General features: G+C 45.2%; 8 protein-coding genes. 6 read left to right on the forward strand and 2 right to left on the reverse strand.

Going from position 1 to position 15,916, the window contains the following annotated elements:
- Nucleotides 1-2 precede the first annotated feature (2 nt).
- A complete protein-coding gene (locus F597_RS0117170) occupies nt 3-1,661 on the reverse strand; it encodes a diphosphate--fructose-6-phosphate 1-phosphotransferase (protein WP_019540988.1) in 1,659 nt (552 codons plus the stop codon).
- Between the two features lie 314 nt (nt 1,662-1,975).
- On the opposite strand from F597_RS0117170, the gene F597_RS0117175 reads away from it, so the two are divergent.
- Entirely contained in the window at nt 1,976-4,711 is a 2,736-nt protein-coding gene (locus tag F597_RS0117175) for a 2-oxoglutarate dehydrogenase E1 component (RefSeq protein WP_019540989.1), read from the forward strand.
- A gap of 123 nt (nt 4,712-4,834) precedes the next feature.
- The gene (gene odhB, locus F597_RS0117180) at nt 4,835-6,184 is read left to right on the forward strand and encodes a 2-oxoglutarate dehydrogenase complex dihydrolipoyllysine-residue succinyltransferase (protein WP_019540990.1); all 1,350 of its coding nucleotides are present in this window, start codon (nt 4,835-4,837) and stop codon (nt 6,182-6,184) included.
- Nucleotides 6,185-6,249: 65 nt separating this feature from the next.
- On the opposite strand, the gene F597_RS0117185 is transcribed toward odhB, so the two are convergent.
- A complete protein-coding gene (locus F597_RS0117185; protein WP_019540991.1) occupies nt 6,250-8,559 on the reverse strand; it encodes an ATP-dependent helicase in 2,310 nt (769 codons plus the stop codon).
- A 338-nt stretch (nt 8,560-8,897) separates the two neighbouring features.
- Between F597_RS0117185 and F597_RS0117195 the strand changes: the two genes are divergently transcribed.
- From F597_RS0117195 to F597_RS0117210, 4 genes are all read left to right on the forward strand, one after another.
- A complete protein-coding gene (locus F597_RS0117195) occupies nt 8,898-9,470 on the forward strand; it encodes an RNA polymerase sigma factor (protein ID WP_026327589.1) in 573 nt (190 codons plus the stop codon).
- A gap of 127 nt (nt 9,471-9,597) precedes the next feature.
- Nucleotides 9,598-10,698 (forward strand): FecR family protein, encoded by a 1,101-nt coding sequence (locus F597_RS21125; RefSeq protein WP_161947582.1) that lies wholly within the window; start codon nt 9,598-9,600, stop codon nt 10,696-10,698.
- Nucleotides 10,699-11,041: 343 nt separating this feature from the next.
- The gene (locus F597_RS0117205) at nt 11,042-12,223 is read left to right on the forward strand and encodes a glycoside hydrolase family 88/105 protein (protein ID WP_019540995.1); all 1,182 of its coding nucleotides are present in this window, start codon (nt 11,042-11,044) and stop codon (nt 12,221-12,223) included.
- Nucleotides 12,224-12,386: 163 nt separating this feature from the next.
- Complete coding sequence (locus F597_RS0117210; RefSeq protein ID WP_019540996.1) at nt 12,387-15,815, forward strand: TonB-dependent receptor; 3,429 nt, start codon at nt 12,387-12,389, stop codon at nt 15,813-15,815.
- Nucleotides 15,816-15,916 lie beyond the last annotated feature (101 nt).

Genomic DNA, 15,916 nt, shown 5'->3' on the forward strand with positions numbered 1-15,916 from the left:
TATTACTCGATGTTACCCTTCTGTTCTAATTGCAATGTTTTGCTCGGCTGGTCGCACACTTCGGTCGGGCCGAAGTACTGGATCGGGCCGGGATATACATAGTCCGTTTCGATTGCCCACTGGTCTCGCTGGCTTTCGAAATACTTGAACGGGGCGCCATCCAATTCCACCAGTGCTTTCTGGATTACCGGTTTCAATTCTCCGTGACGCCGTTCCATATTCATCATCATGGTGATGGGTACGCCGCCGGCAATCCATTCCTTGGCTGGGGCGGTGGTGTTGCGTACGGATGACATATATCCGGTCTTGCCCGCTGCAATCAGCATGGAAGCGGTGTAGCCGAGAGAGTAGCAGTAGTCGGCGTCATAGTTCGACGGGGCGGCACAACGTCCCTCATATCCGAAGAAGTGGGTGATGCTGGAGAATTTACCTTTATACCGGCCTTCTTGCGTCCATGCATCAAGCCGTTTCTTCACCATCTCGGCGAGTAATTTTTCGGTTTCGATGAGCGATACCTGTACGTTGCCGTGCGGGTCACGGTCGAGTGTGAGCTGGCGGGCTACCGTTTCGGGAAGGCTGGCGTAAATCTCCGCGTTCTCGCGCGAGAGCTTGCTGATAATATAATCGCGTTTCCCGGAGCGGCGCACCAAGTCGAATTCCTCCTGATTGTGCGCGAGGAAATCGTTCAACTCATGGATCAATTTCTTCATCGCCGGAATAAATTCGATCAGTCCTTCGGGGATGACCACCGTGCCGAAATTCAATCCTTTTTCTGCCCGCTGGGTAATCACACCGGCTATGTAGTCGATGATATCGTCGAGCGACTGTCCTTTGGCTGCCACCTCTTCCGATACGATGCAGATATTGGGTTGTGTTTGCAATGCACACTCCAGTGCGATATGTGATGCCGAGCGGCCCATTACTTTGATGAAGTGCCAGTACTTACGCGCCGAATTGCAGTCGCGCTGGATATTTCCAATTAGCTCAGAATATACTTTACATGCGGTATCGAAACCGAAAGAGGTCTCGATCTGCTCGTTTTTCAGGTCACCATCGATGGTCTTGGGGCAACCGATCACCTGTACGCCGGCGTTGATTGATGCGTAATACTCGGCCAATACACAGGCGTTGGTATTGGAGTCATCCCCCCCAATGATAACCAGTGCTTTGATGTCCAGCTTTTTCAGTATTTCAAGTCCTTTGTCGAATTGCTCTTTGGTTTCCAGTTTTGTACGTCCGGAGCCGATGATATCAAATCCTCCTGTATTACGATACTCATCAATGATATCGGCGGTAAGTTCTTTATATGTATGCTTGACCAGTCCGTCAGGTCCAAGGATGAAACCATATAGTTTGCTGTCACTGTGCAGTCTTTTGATCCCATCGAATATCCCGGCAATCACATTGTGTCCTCCGGGTGCCTGTCCTCCTGAAAGGATCACGCCTACATTTACCGGTGTAGATATCCCGGCTTCACCGGCAATCTGTGCAAACTGAACAATCGGCATCCCGTAAGTATTGGGGAAGAGCTTTTGTATCTCTTCCTGATCTAGTACTGATTGTGTGGCAACACCTTCCTGGATGTTTACATTGCCCTTCAAACCTTCGGGCATCTTGGGCACATAACTTGCCCTTGCAATTTGTAAAGCACTTTTTGTCATTAGATCGATTTTTTTTATGATGAATTGTATTTGTCTCTTCTCGGATAGTTTGTGCCGGACTTTGCGTTAAGCAAACGGGTGGAGGATAACTCCACACGGATTTATACGTCCGGACAACGACTGACAGTCGATGAAGTTCAACCCCAAAAGTACTATTTTTTCGGGAAATAATGAACAATTTTACTATCTTTACCATTCATATTTAATAGTGGGAAGGAGGAAAGGTGGAAAAGTGGGAAGGTGATTAATTTTTTATTCTTCTCTGTTCGTTTTTCACTCTTCACTATTCATTTTTCACTTTTTGAAATTGACCGATGAATGCCAAAGATGAGATGAATGCAGTGGATCTGGAAGCCATAGAGGATTTATATAGAAAATATAAGGCAGATCCCGAAAGTGTGGATGAGAGTTTTCGTTATTTCTTTCAGGGGTTTGACTTAGCCATTACCCGTTTCCCGGTAAAGCCGGGAGAGAGTAGTGTCTCGGTAGAAAACTCCCGGAAAGAGTTGGCGGTAATGAAATTGATTACCGGTTACAGGCGAAGAGGCCATCTTTTTACCAAGACCAATCCGGTACGTACGCGCCGGAGTTATTTCCCGACTCTTGCCATCGAGAATTTCGATCTTACCGAAAGTGATCTCGACAGGCACTTTGAGGCCGGGCATGAGGTGGGGGGGATGGGAAAGGCCACACTGAGGGAGATTATCGCCCGTCTCGAAAAGACCTATTGTAAATCGATCGGAGTGGAATACCGTTATATGACCAAGCCGGAGATTGTTCGATGGTTGCAGGACAAAATGGAGGATTCCGAAAATCGGGATGTACTGTCCCGGGAAGCAAGGCTGCGGATCCTTGACCGGCTTATCGAGGCATCAGGCTTCGAGGATTACCTTCACAAAAAGTTTGTAGGACAAAAGCGGTTTTCTTTGGAAGGATCAGAGTCCATCATACCGGCGCTGGATGCCGTAATGTCGCGTGGTGGCGCTTACGATGTGAATGAGATCGTGATAGGTATGGCGCATCGCGGACGGTTGAATGTCCTTACCAATCTGATGAAAAAGCCTTATGCACAGGTCTTCCGCGAATTCAATGCCCAAAATTACGATGAGGAAATTAAATACGGTGATGTAAAATACCATCTTGGATATAACAGTACGATCGAGTATGAAGGACGTACTATCACGCTTAGCCTTACTCCTAATCCTTCTCATCTTGAAGCGGTAGGACCCGTAGTACAGGGTATTGCCAGGGCGATGCTGGAAAACGTGCACAATTATGATTATGATCAGGTATTGCCGATCCTTATTCATGGTGATGCGGCTATCGCGGGACAGGGTGTTGTTTACGAGACCATTCAGTTTTCAAAACTCGAAGGTTACAAAACAGGAGGTACTATCCATATTGTGATTAACAATCAGGTGGGATTTACCACTAATTATTTGGAGGCACGATCCAGTACCTATTGTACCGATGTGGCAAAGGTGACCCATTCACCCGTATTCCATGTGAACGGAGACGATATAGAGGCGATGGTATATGTAGCCAAGCTGGCGTTGGAATTTCGTCAGAAGTTCAATATCGATGTTTTTATCGATCTGCTCTCTTACCGAAAATACGGTCATAATGAAGGGGATGAGCCACGTTTTACACAGCCAAAACTCTACGATATCATTGCCAAACATAAAAATCCGCGTGATATCTATGCGGAAAAACTGATTGCTGAAGATGTCATTACCCGACAGGAGTTTGAAGCAAAAGTATCCGGATTTCACCGGCGCTTAGAGGAGGCTTACGAAGAATCGCTCAAATCCAATAAACTAAACCTTCAGCCCTTTTTCCCGAAAAGATATAAAAATATACGTTATCCGGAGGCTGCGGATTTTGAAAAGAGTGTCGATACGGCCATTTCAAAAGAGTTGTTCATAGAACTGGCAAAAGATATTACAAAGCTGCCGGAGGATAAAAAATTCTTTAACAAGACCCGGCGCCTGTTCGCGCAGAGGGCAGCTATGATCGAACAGGATAGTTACGATTGGGCGATGGGTGAACTGATGGCATATGCTTCATTAGCGAAAGAAAAGCATTCGGTAAGGCTGAGCGGTCAGGACTCCGAGCGGGGTACGTTTTCGCATCGCCACGCTGAGGTAATCACCGAAGACGGTGAAGAGAAATACTTTCCCCTGAAAACCCTGGGTGAGGGACAGGCGCCTGTACGGGTCTATAATTCGCCCCTCAATGAGTATGGTATACTGGGCTTTGAGTATGGTTATTCACTGGCTCATCCCGAAGGGCTTACCATCTGGGAAGCGCAGTTTGGTGACTTCTACAATGTAGGGCAGGTGATCGTGGATCAGTATATCTCAGCCGCACAGGAGAAATGGGGTATAAGATCCGGGCTGGTGATGTTTCTTCCGCACGGCTATGAAGGGCAGGGAGCGGAACATTCGAGTGGACGAATAGAACGTTTCCTGAGCCTTTGCGCTAACTATAACTTACAAGTGGTAAACTGTACTACTCCCGCCAACTTTTTCCACGTGCTTCGCAGGCAGTTGCACCGCGATATCCGTCTTCCTCTGATCGTCTTTACACCCAAGAGCCTCCTGCGTCACCCTGAGTGTACTTCTTCCCTTGCCGATTTCACTGAAGGTAGATTTATGGAGGTGATAGAAGACAAGTCCATAAAAGATCTGTCGAAAGTGAGAAGAGTGCTGCTTTGTAGCGGTAAGATCTATTACGAACTCAATGCAGTGCAGAAAGAGAGAAAAATAAACGATATCTCCATTCTGCGTGTGGAGCAGCTCTATCCCTTCCCGGAAAAGCAGATCAGGAAGGTATTACAGCGCTATCCTGCAAATGTGGAGCTTGTGTGGGTACAGGAGGAACCATTCAATATGGGTGCAGCCCTTTTTGTAAAACAGCAAATGGATGATTGTACCTTGCAGATTCTCAGCCGTCCCGCCAGCGGCGTCACGGCCGAAGGCCTTACGGCACAGCATAAGGTGTGTCAGGCAGTCATCATGGATAAAGCGTTCAATTTTCTTGGAGAATAAAGAACAAAGATTTCTGATAAACTAAAAACGAAAAGTGAAAAGAGCGAATTTTAATATTTGCGATGCTTGGTGTTTCGAAATTACCAATCTAAATTTTCACTATTCACTATTCACTTTAAGAATATGGCAATTATAGAAATAAAAATACCAAGTCCCGGAGAATCCATTACGCATGTGGAGCTTTCCCGCTGGTTGGTAGAAGAGGGTGCCTTCGTGCAAAAAGATACTGAAATAGCGGAATTGGAATCGGAAAAAGCTACGCTGATGCTGATGGCCGAAGAGAGCGGGAAAATATCACTCAAAGCTACGGAGGGAGAATCGATAGAGGTGGGTGCTGTGGCCTGTACCATAGATACCTCGGTACAACCGGAAGAGTCTGTAGCGCCGGCAGCAGATGATAAGACATCCTTGGAACAGCCTCCCGCTTCGGGGCAATCCTCTGAGAAAGCAGATACAACACAAACGGCATCGCAGGACGGAAAAAAAATTTCTGTTCCGTCGGTAGAAGAATCTACCGCAACAGGTATCTCTACGGCGAAAACTGCCATTGAGCCATCTGAATCCCAAACTGATTATGACAAAATAAAGATCACCCCTCTGGCAAAAAAAGTGATGATAGAGAACGGGTTGTCGGTAGAGGATGTGATCAACGGTTTGAGGAGATTAAAGCGTGAGGATGTGGAGACTGTACTGGGTGCAGCATCGGACAGAATTGGTGCGAATGGACTGAAGCGTCCGGTCACCCGGGAATCCAAAAGTGAACGGATGAGCTCACTCCGGAGGAAGTTAAGCGAGCGTTTGGTATCAGTGAAGAACGAGACAGCCATGCTGACCACTTTTAATGAGGTAGACATGAAGCCTATTATGGATTTGCGGAAGAAATACCAGACCCAGTTCATGGAGAAACACGGTATCAAGCTGGGCATCATGTCTTTTTTTCTGAAAGCCTGCTCTGTAGCTCTACGCGAGTTTCCCAATGTAAATGCCATGCTCGACGGTGAGAATATGATTACTTACGATTATGCCGATATTTCGGTTGCAGTAAGTACACCCAAAGGATTGATGGTACCTGTCATCCGCAATGTAGAAAGCCTGGGATTGGCAGAAATAGAGCGTGCGCTTGAGGAACTTGCAGCAAAGGCACGGAGCGGCAAGATCTCCATCCCCGAAATGAGTGGCGGCACGTTCACCGTGACTAATGGTGGTATATTCGGCTCCATGATGTCCACACCTCTTATCAATCCCCCTCAGTCTGCCATACTGGGTATGCACAATATCCAGGAGCGTCCGGTAGCCATAGACGGTCAGGTAGTAATCCGTCCTATGATGTATGTGGCATTATCGTACGACCATCGTGTGATTGATGGCAAGGAGTCGGTCGGTTTTCTGGTCAGGGTTAAACAATTGCTGGAAAAACCGACTGATATACTGTTCGGAGGAAGTAGCGGGGAGAAGGCATTACTTGGAGTCTGAAAAAAGATTCTGTACTTTCTTTGCTACACGAGGTGTGTTATATAAATCTGGCATTTGTGATGAATTTACTCAACAATCGAGAATTTGGCAAATTTGAGTAACAGTTGTTTCTTACCGGCGGACTCGAACTCTACAAATGCACGTCGATCGTTGCCGCTCATCTCGATGGAAGTCACCACACCGCGTCCAAATCGCTCATGTTCTATTATATGTCCGACTTCCAATTCTTGTGCCTCTTTCGATAAGGGAGTGGAGGAAGCGACTCGTTGAACGGGTACCACTCGCTTTGGAGTAATGGTGTGATTGCTCATGGTATTCTGTAATCGCTGCTCCCGCATAGATCCCCAGAAATCATCTGCCGGGGCCGTCCTGGTAATAAAGTCATTTTCCCCACCTTCAATATAGGAGGAGTCAATGTCTTTCAGGAAGCGGCTTGGTGTGGCGGGATTAGTCTGTCCATTCCTGAAGCGGCTTTTCGCGTAGGTAATAGTACAGCTTTTCTTTGCGCGGGTGATCGCCACATAAAAAAGGCGACGTTCCTCTTCCAGGCCCCGTATTTCCGATTTCGCCATAGCAGAAGGAAAGAGATCTTCTTCCAGTCCCACCACGAATACGTGGTCAAATTCCAGCCCTTTGGCAGAGTGGACCGTCATCAGTGTTACCCTCTCGTTATCGGCTTCATTGTCAGTGTCCTGATCGGTGAGTAATGACACTTCTGAGAGGAAGTCTGCCAGGCGGATATTTTCTTCACCCTGCTCCTGTTGCGTTTCCACGAATTCGTTCATCGCATTAAGCAACTCCTGCATATTCTGTGCACGGCTCATCCCTTCGGGGGTCATGTCGTCATAAGCTTCTTTGGCGATTCCGCTGTTTTTAATTATCTCCTGTGCCAGTTCGAAGGCGTTCATCGTTTCGTTTTTATCGATAAAACCCTGTATCAGGGAATAAAAACCTTCCAATTTCTTTGCCGTACCCGTGTTTACATCCAGATTATATTCCAGTGGAGCGGTAACCACCTGCCAGAGACTGACGTTGTGGCGTTGTGCGGTAGAAGTGATCTTGGCGACAGTTACAGCACCGATACCTCTGGTCGGGTAATTGATGATACGGCGGAAAGCTTCTTCGTCGTTCGGATTGACGATCAGCCGGAAATAACTGATGATATCCTTGATCTCCTTGCGTTGATAGAACGACAGTCCCCCGTATATCCTGTAGGGAATATTATTCTTTCTAAGCGCCTCTTCAAAGGCACGCGATTGGGCGTTGGTACGATAAAGGATAGCGAAGTCGTTGTAGCCGGCATATTTTTCGAGCCGCATCCGGGCGATTTTGTTGGAGACGATCAGTGCTTCCTCAAAATCGGAAAAAGCGCTCCTTATCTCGATCTTCTCACCCTCTTCATTCTCGGAGAACACATTTTTGAATATCTGCTCACTGTTTTTTTTGATCAGGCTGTTGGCCGCATTCACGATATTCCGGGTGGAACGGTAGTTTTGTTCCAATTTGAATATTTGTGTACCAGGAAAATTCGATTTGAATTTCAGGATATTGTCGATATTGGCACCCCTGAATGAGTAGATGCTTTGTGCATCGTCACCCACCACGCATACACGGTGATGTGCATCAGCCAATTGCTTCACAATAAGGTGTTGGGCAAAATTGGTATCCTGGTATTCATCTACTAATATATACTGGAATTGGTTCCTGTATTTTTCCAGTACTTCCTTGTGGTCGCGAAACAATATATTGGTATACATCAGCAGATCGTCGAAATCCATGCTGTTGCCCGAGCGGAGTCTGCTCTGGTAGCGTTGATAAATCTCGAAGAGCTGTGGCCTTTTCGCCATCCGGTCGTACTGTATAATTTCGGTGTTAGCTGCGTACATGGCTGGTGTGATCAGGCTGTTCTTTGCCCTCGATATCTGTCCATGCACCACCCCCGGCCTGTACTGTTTGTCATCCAGCTCCATCTCTTTGATGATCAGCCTTACTAAATTGTTGGAGTCAGATGAGTCGAAGATGGTGAAATTCGACTGAAAACCGATCGCTTCCGCTTCACTCCGTAGTATACGAGCAAAGATGGAGTGGAAGGTCCCCATCCAGAGCCGCCGGGCCCTTTTTTCTCCCACCAGATCGGCAATACGCGATTTCATCTCGCGTGCCGCCTTGTTGGTAAAGGTGAGCGCCAGGATGTAATAAGGGGGAAGTCCCTGCTCCAGGAGGTAGGCGATCTTATAAGTGAGTACCCGTGTTTTTCCCGATCCTGCACCGGCAATCACAAGTGAAGGTCCGTCACAAAATGCTACGGCAGCCCGTTGTGCTTCGTTCAGGTGGCTGAGCAAGCCGGAGTCACTATTTTTTTCGGTTTTCTGCATAACTACAAAAGTACGAATTTTCGACGGAACGGAATAAAAAAACTGTCCCTCTTTGAAGGTGTCACGGTAAAGGGTGAATCAATGGTTTGCTTATATGGGTGTTAAGCAAGGGGGGACTGGGAGAGTATTCAGAATAATCGGGTGAAAAAGGGAAATTTAAGAAAAAATAGATAACTTTGTCGGACTGACAATGTTTTTCCTATGAGTTTTGCCATCAGTTCAACCAAAGATCCTTCCGGGAAAAACAATCTGATGCGCTCGCTTTTACAGCCGTTTCGTATCAACCGGATTTCAGAATAAAAATTGATAACAGCACCCATTACGGATGATCAGTGATTATGAAAAAGAGTGACACCAATGATCCCGTTTTATTATGGAATAGTTTCAGAAATGGGAACGATGATGCATATATTCTTATTTATAGGACATATGTCCGGGATTTATATTTTCAGGGACTTCAATTTACCAAAAATAAGGAAATCATTAAGGACTGTATACAAGATGTTTTCACCAAGTTATATAAATACCGTTCGAATTTAGGGGATACTGACAATATAAAATATTACCTCCTGACCTCCATGCGTAATCAGTTGCTCACCGCGATATCCAAAGAGAAAATATATATGGATGTTGAGAGGGAAGACACAAATGCAGGGAATCTGCCTGAAAAGAATATAGAAGACATCCTGATAGAACGGGAAGAGGATAGGGCCATGGGAGATAAAATCAACCTGGCCATGTCCCTTCTGACCGACAGGCAAAGAGAAGCAGTCCGTTACCGTTATATAGATTGTTTAACCCCTGAAGAAATATGCCGTCTGATGGATCTGAACTACCAGTCTTTGCAGAATATCCTTTCCCGGTCTTTAAAAAAAATTCGTCAACATTTGAAAAAAGATTCGTTGAAGTGAGTATTAAAAAATAAACCCGAAGTTATATATATAACGTTCATGTAATATGCTTTATTCAGATCACAAGAACAAATACGTAAACTATAGGTCCGAAGAGTTTCTGTCAGATACTTTTTTTATACGCTCAATGAAGGAACCGACGGAAGAATCCGAGAATTTCTGGTCCGAATTCACGAAAAGGAATCCGTCCAATATAGGGGAATTCATTCAGGCAAAACAAATACTTCTTGCGATCAGGGATGACGAAAGCCGGATGTTGCCTGACGAAGAGGTGGATCAGCTGCTAGATCGGATCATGGATATAAACCTCGGGCGGACAAATAAAAAAAGGCGGGTTGTACGCTATTGGATGGGGGTTGCGGCTGGTATTGCTGCATGCGTTATTGCCGTAATAATGATAGTTCAAGAGCCCGGACCATTGACCCTCGGGCAGGATAAAATATTGTCATACGTGGAAAAAAACAAAACAATTAATCTGGATGATACGACAGTCAAACTGATTATTTCTGATCAGAAAATAATTGTCACCGAAGAAGTTGAACCTGTCATTGCCTACGATTCGAAAGAGATAAAATTAGCGACGACAGAAATTTCCAAGGCCGAATCGGCAGAATATAACCAGTTGATTGTCCCATATGGAAAAAGATCAAGACTTACATTGTCCGATGGTACCAAAATATGGGTAAATGCGGGAACCCACCTTACTTATCCTGTTGAATTCACGGATACGAGGCGAGAGATCTATGTAAGCGGAGAAGTCTTTCTGGATATTGCCCACGATACGGATCGCCCTTTCATTGTAAAAACGGATAACTTTGATATCCGGGTTTTGGGTACGAAGTTCAATGTCTCCACGTATGAGAATGAAATCAATAACGTTGTGTTGGTCTCCGGGTCGGTAAAAATATCCCAATCGGGCAAACGGCAGGATGTTTTCCTGCAACCGAATGAAATGTTTGAGCTTCACGAGGGGCAGTCCATGAAAAAACAGGTCAATGCCGAATATTATACATCATGGATCAACGGGTTATATATCGTTGATAATGAAAAGCTCGAGGTCGTCCTGAAACGCCTTTCGAAGTACTATGGAAAGAAAATAGCGTGCAGCCCTGAAACCGGACAGTTACGGTGCTCGGGAAAACTTGATTTAAAAGAAAGTTTAAATGATATTTTAGATAATCTCAACCTGAAATATACATCCGGTAATAATACCTATAAAATTTATTAATCCGGATGCCATACGGTCCTATATATAATAACACTATAAAAAATTAAATAATGAAAATGAAAAGCCCCTCTTAAATCTCATTGATTTTCAGAATACTGACTTTTCTCTGAAAGAAATCTGAACCGGATTTTTACCGATATTCTGCCGGATTAAAGATCATCTGCATGATCCGGCCATGAGAGATGTATGCTTTTTTATATGAAAAATTTCTTTAATTGTATAGCATAAGGAACATTCATTCCATGAATAAATAATCATTTAAAGGAAGTCGGCGATTTCGCTTCGCTCAATTATCTACGACATCTTTATTTAACGTTAGTAAAAAAATATTAATTTAAATCATATGAAAAAAAGAATTTTAATTGCTGTGACCCTCTTTTCTTTTTATACTGTTTCCCATTTATATGGCTGCTCGTCAGATCATCCGGCTGAGAGCGGGAATACAGGAAAAATAACGCCGGAGAGTTACGATTTAACAAATTTTCCCCAGGGAGCCGATCCTAAGGCAATCGGTGTAAGACTCTCCGAACGATATATTCGTACCATCGATACCCAAAACCCCCGTGTGAACTATCCCTATGTGTGTACCTGGTTGGGCGCTTTCCGGTTTACACAGACTATCAGCGACGATCAGTTATATAACAGGCTGCTTGAAAGATATGACAATATCTTTTTTTCTTCAGAATCGAATAACCTGTACCCCGCTCCAAACCATGTGGATAATAATGTATTCGGATCGGTTCCGCTGGAAATATATAAAACAAAGAAAGAAGATAAATACCTTGAACTGGGATTGATGTACGCGGATACGCAGTGGGAACTGCCGCCGGATCCCAAGGAATCGCAAAAAAACTGGCACGATCAGGGTTATTCCTGGCAGACACGTATATGGATTGACGATATGTATATGATCACAACTGTTCAGTCACAGGCATACCTGGTCACCGGAGACAGGAAATATATTGACAGAACGGCACGGGAAATGGCAATGTATCTCGACCGGATACAACGACCTAACGGACTGTTTTATCATACTCCCGATGTGCCATTCTTCTGGGGCCGAGGAAACGGATGGATGGCCGTAGGGATGGCGGATTTATTGAGGGTGCTGCCGAAAGATAATCCCGACAGGGAAAAAATCGAAAAAGCCTATAGATTAATGATGCAGACCTTACTCAAATATCAAGCGAATGACGGGATGTGGCGCCAGCTCATAGACGATTTTTCATCATGGAAGGAAACGTCATGTACCGCCATGTTTACCTATGCGATGATTGTCGGGGTAAAGAATGGCTGGCTCGATGAAAAAACATACGGTGCGGCTGCCCGTAAGGGATGGCTTGCGCTCTTAACCTATCTGAATGAGGACGATAATATCAAAAATGTTTGTGAGGGCACAAATGCCAAAAACGACCATCAATATTACCTTGACCGCAAACGAAATACCGGCGACCTGCATGGCCAGGCACCCCTCCTTTGGTGTGCGGATGCTTTGTGCCGCGATAGGGAAACGACAAAAAAATAACGATTCAGAAAAGAACAGATTCACTTTATTTAAAAACAGATAGCCTATGGAAAGATACCCCGAACATTAAAAAAAATAACCGGACGGCACTCTCACATACCGCCCGGTCCGGTTTCAACAAGTTAACGATTTTTATAACAATATTAAAACCATTTACAAATGTATGAAAAATTTCGATAAGTATGGTATTAGCCATATCATTAATATTCAGCTGTTACGGAGGATGAAAATAGCAACTATACTCTTATTGACATGTGTCGGTATCTGTGGAGCTGCCAACAGCTATTCACAAGACAAGGAACTCTCTTTAAACCTGGAAGAAAAAACCGTCAAAGAAGTCTTTGCGGAAATAGAGAAGAACAGTGAATTTATATTTTTTTATTTCCATGATGATGTGGATCTGGATAGAAAGGTTACAGTGAATGTGAAAGAGAAGAAGATCAATGAAATACTGGATCAGATTTTCAGATCAACCGATACAGGTTACTTGATCAAAGACAGACAGATCTACCTGTCCAAAAAGCACCCGCAGATAAGGCAAAGTGGAAAAAAACGCATCACCGGTACCGTCACCGATGCCAACGGCGATCCCATGATCGGGGCGAACGTGTCGGTCAGGAACACGACAAATGGTACCGTCACCAATATAGACGGATTGTATGTAATCGATGCCAATGATACGGATATTCTTGTATTCAACTATATTGGTTTTCTCACCCAGGAAGTCCGTATAGGGGACCGGAATGTATTGAACATAACGCTTCAGGAAGACGAACAGATGCTCGAAGAAGTGGTGGTTGTCGGTTACGGGCAACAGAGCAAATCGAGTGTGGTGAGCTCTGTAAGTACGGTCACTTCAAAAGAATTGTCCGTGCCCACCAGTAATCTTACGAATAACCTGGCAGGCCAGCTTGCCGGACTGATCAGTATCCAGCGCTCCGGGGAACCCGGTCGTGATGACGCGGAATTCTGGATACGGGGTATCAGCACATTCAAAGGGGGAACCAATCCGCTTGTGTTAGTCGATGGGATTCCCAGGGCAATCAGTAACATTGAGCCTGATGAAATAGAAACGTTCAGCCTGTTGAAAGATGCCGCGGCCACAGCGGTATACGGAGCCGAAGGAGCGAACGGCGTTATCCTGATCACTTCCAAACGCGGAAATATCTCAAAACCGAGGATCTCTTTTCGCGGCGAATATTCGGTTTCCCAACCGACCCGCCTGCCTGAATTCGTCGATTCGTGGGATTATATCGAACTGGCCAATGAAGCCAACTTCAATGACGGGGAGAACCCTTATAAATATCCGGAGGAAATAGAAAGATACCGTAACAGGGTCGACAATGACCTGTACCCGAACAGTAAATGGATGGATGAGTTACTGGCCAATAATTATTCCAACCAGCGGTATACCCTGAATTTCAGGGGTGGGGCGGAGAATGCCAAGTACTTCGTGTCAATGGCCTATTTCCAGCAGGAGGGGATCTTCAAGCAAAATCCGATGGAAAAGTATAAAGGCGACTTCGGGTTTGAGCGGTATAATCTCAGGAGCAATATCGATTTGAATGTAACGAAATCGACCCTTCTGAGCATTGACCTAAGCGGGCAGTATGTCAATCGCACGACATCCAACCGGTCGCCCGGCGATATCTTCAGATTCATGTTGCATACCCCGCCCCATTTGTTCCCTCCTGTTTACAGCGACGGCACGCTTGCCACTTATCTTACCCAGAGTGACGGCAATAACAGGAATCCGTATAATATGCTGATGAACCAGGGATACAGGAAAATGTGGGGGACAATGATCCAATCGAATATCGGTTTAAACCAGGATCTTAGCTTTGTTACTCCAGGATTGAAATTTAACGGGAAAGTCAGTCTGGATTATGACGGAAATTTCCAGACCTTAAGAAATCACTGGCCCAGCTTGTTCAATGCCATCGGGCGTGATGAAGACGGAACCCTGATTTTCGCGACATCGGAATCCGGTTCTCCTGAGCTGAAAGATCCTGAAACGCAACCAAGCGTATCGTACCGCAGGATCTATATAGAAGGTTCATTCAATTACTTACGCACCTTTCAGGAGAAACATACGGTAGGAGGTATGCTCCTGTATATGCAGAAAGAAACGCAGGCATCGGATGTGGTTCTTCCGTTCAGGAAGCAGGGGATGGTAGGCCGTGCGACTTATTCGTACGACGACCGGTATTTTATAGAGGGTAACTTCGGATATACCGGCAGTGAAACCTTTGCCAAAGGCAAAAAATTCGGATTCTTCCCTGCCGTGGGATTGAGCTATTATATTTCGAACGAAAAATTCTATCCTGCAGCATTGAGCAATATCATGAACAAGGCGAAGATAAGGCTTTCTTACGGACGTACGGGAAATGACGATACCGGAAGCGCCCGTTTCCTTTACCGCGCTACATTTCAGATGGATGCAGGCGGTTTCAATCAGGGAATAGGTTCCAACGGCGGCACCAATGGACTGGGAGACGGGATCAAGGATATCCGGTTCGTGAATAACAATATCCAATGGGAAATTGAGAATAAAAGAAATGTGGGTGTCGATCTTGGATTCATGAACAACCGGATCGAACTGACCGCCGATTATTTCAATAACAGGAGGGAGAATATACTGATGGAGCGGAACACCATTCCCGGTGTAGCCGGGTTCCACGCAAGGCCCTGGGAAAATTTCGGGATTGTGGATAACCGGGGTGTGGATGCCAGTCTGAATGTCCGCCAGGATTGGGGACCGGTAAAAGTAAGCATGAGAGGTACCTTCACTTTTGCACGGAATAAAATTATCGAATACGATGAATTGCCGAAGGAATATCCGTGGCAGGCCGTCACCGGCACAAGAGTGGGAGACCATGAGTTGTATATTGCTGAAAGGCTGTACACGGAAGACGATTTCATAAAAACACAAAAAGCGAATGGTACTTATACATACGAACTGAAACCCGGATTACCCGAAGTCACGTTGGAAGGTATCCTAGGTCCCGGTGATATCAAATACAGGGATATCAATAATGACGGCAGGATCGACAACTTTGACAAGGTAAGAGGAGTCGGTCATCCTTACAATCCGGAAATAAACTATGGCTTCGGGATAAATGTCGAGTACAAAGGATTTTATGTAAGTACTTTTTTCCAGGGGACAGGTAATTCATCTATCCTTCTGGCAAGCGGCAACAACACCTTCTGGCCTTTCAACTGGGGAATCGAAAAATCAAATATCCGTAAAGAGTTCCTCGACAGTCGGTGGACAGCCGACAATCCAAGCCAGGATGTGATCATGCCGAGATTACACGTAGGCTATGCTAAAAATGTGAACAAGGAACCCAGTACGTGGTGGTTGAGAAACGGAAGTTTCCTTCGTTTCAAGAATCTTGAAGTAGGCTATAACATCCCAAAGCAATATACGCAGCAGTTACTGTTGAATGGCGCCAGGGTATACCTCCAGGGGTATAATATGTATGTATGGGATGATGTGAAATATTGGGATCCGGAACTCGGTAACCAGAACGGGGGAAATAGTTATCCGCTGCCCCGAACGTTTACGTTGGGGGTTGAATTAAATTTTTAAAAATAAAATAATCGTATGAAACCGACATGCTTAAGATAATCATTAAACACCCGAAGGGAATGATTATCTTAAACATCAAAGGTTCCATACACATTGATGTA

Source organism: Proteiniphilum acetatigenes DSM 18083 (genome assembly GCF_000380985.1).
GTDB lineage: Bacteria > Bacteroidota > Bacteroidia > Bacteroidales > Dysgonomonadaceae > Proteiniphilum > Proteiniphilum acetatigenes.

Bases quoted from the DNA above. Each gene is read 5' to 3' on its own strand.
- F597_RS0117210 (WP_019540996.1), top strand. From the start codon at position 12,387: ATGAAAAATTTCGATAAGTATGGTATTAGCCATATCATTAATATTCAG.
- F597_RS0117205 (WP_019540995.1), top strand. From the start codon at position 11,042: ATGAAAAAAAGAATTTTAATTGCTGTGACCCTCTTTTCTTTTTATACT.
- F597_RS0117170 (WP_019540988.1), bottom strand. From the start codon at position 1,661: ATGACAAAAAGTGCTTTACAAATTGCAAGGGCAAGTTATGTGCCCAAG.
- F597_RS0117195 (WP_026327589.1), top strand. From the start codon at position 8,898: ATGAAAAAGAGTGACACCAATGATCCCGTTTTATTATGGAATAGTTTC.
- F597_RS0117185 (WP_019540991.1), bottom strand. From the start codon at position 8,559: ATGCAGAAAACCGAAAAAAATAGTGACTCCGGCTTGCTCAGCCACCTG.
- F597_RS0117175 (WP_019540989.1), top strand. From the start codon at position 1,976: ATGAATGCCAAAGATGAGATGAATGCAGTGGATCTGGAAGCCATAGAG.
- F597_RS21125 (WP_161947582.1), top strand. From the start codon at position 9,598: ATGAAGGAACCGACGGAAGAATCCGAGAATTTCTGGTCCGAATTCACG.
- odhB (WP_019540990.1), top strand. From the start codon at position 4,835: ATGGCAATTATAGAAATAAAAATACCAAGTCCCGGAGAATCCATTACG.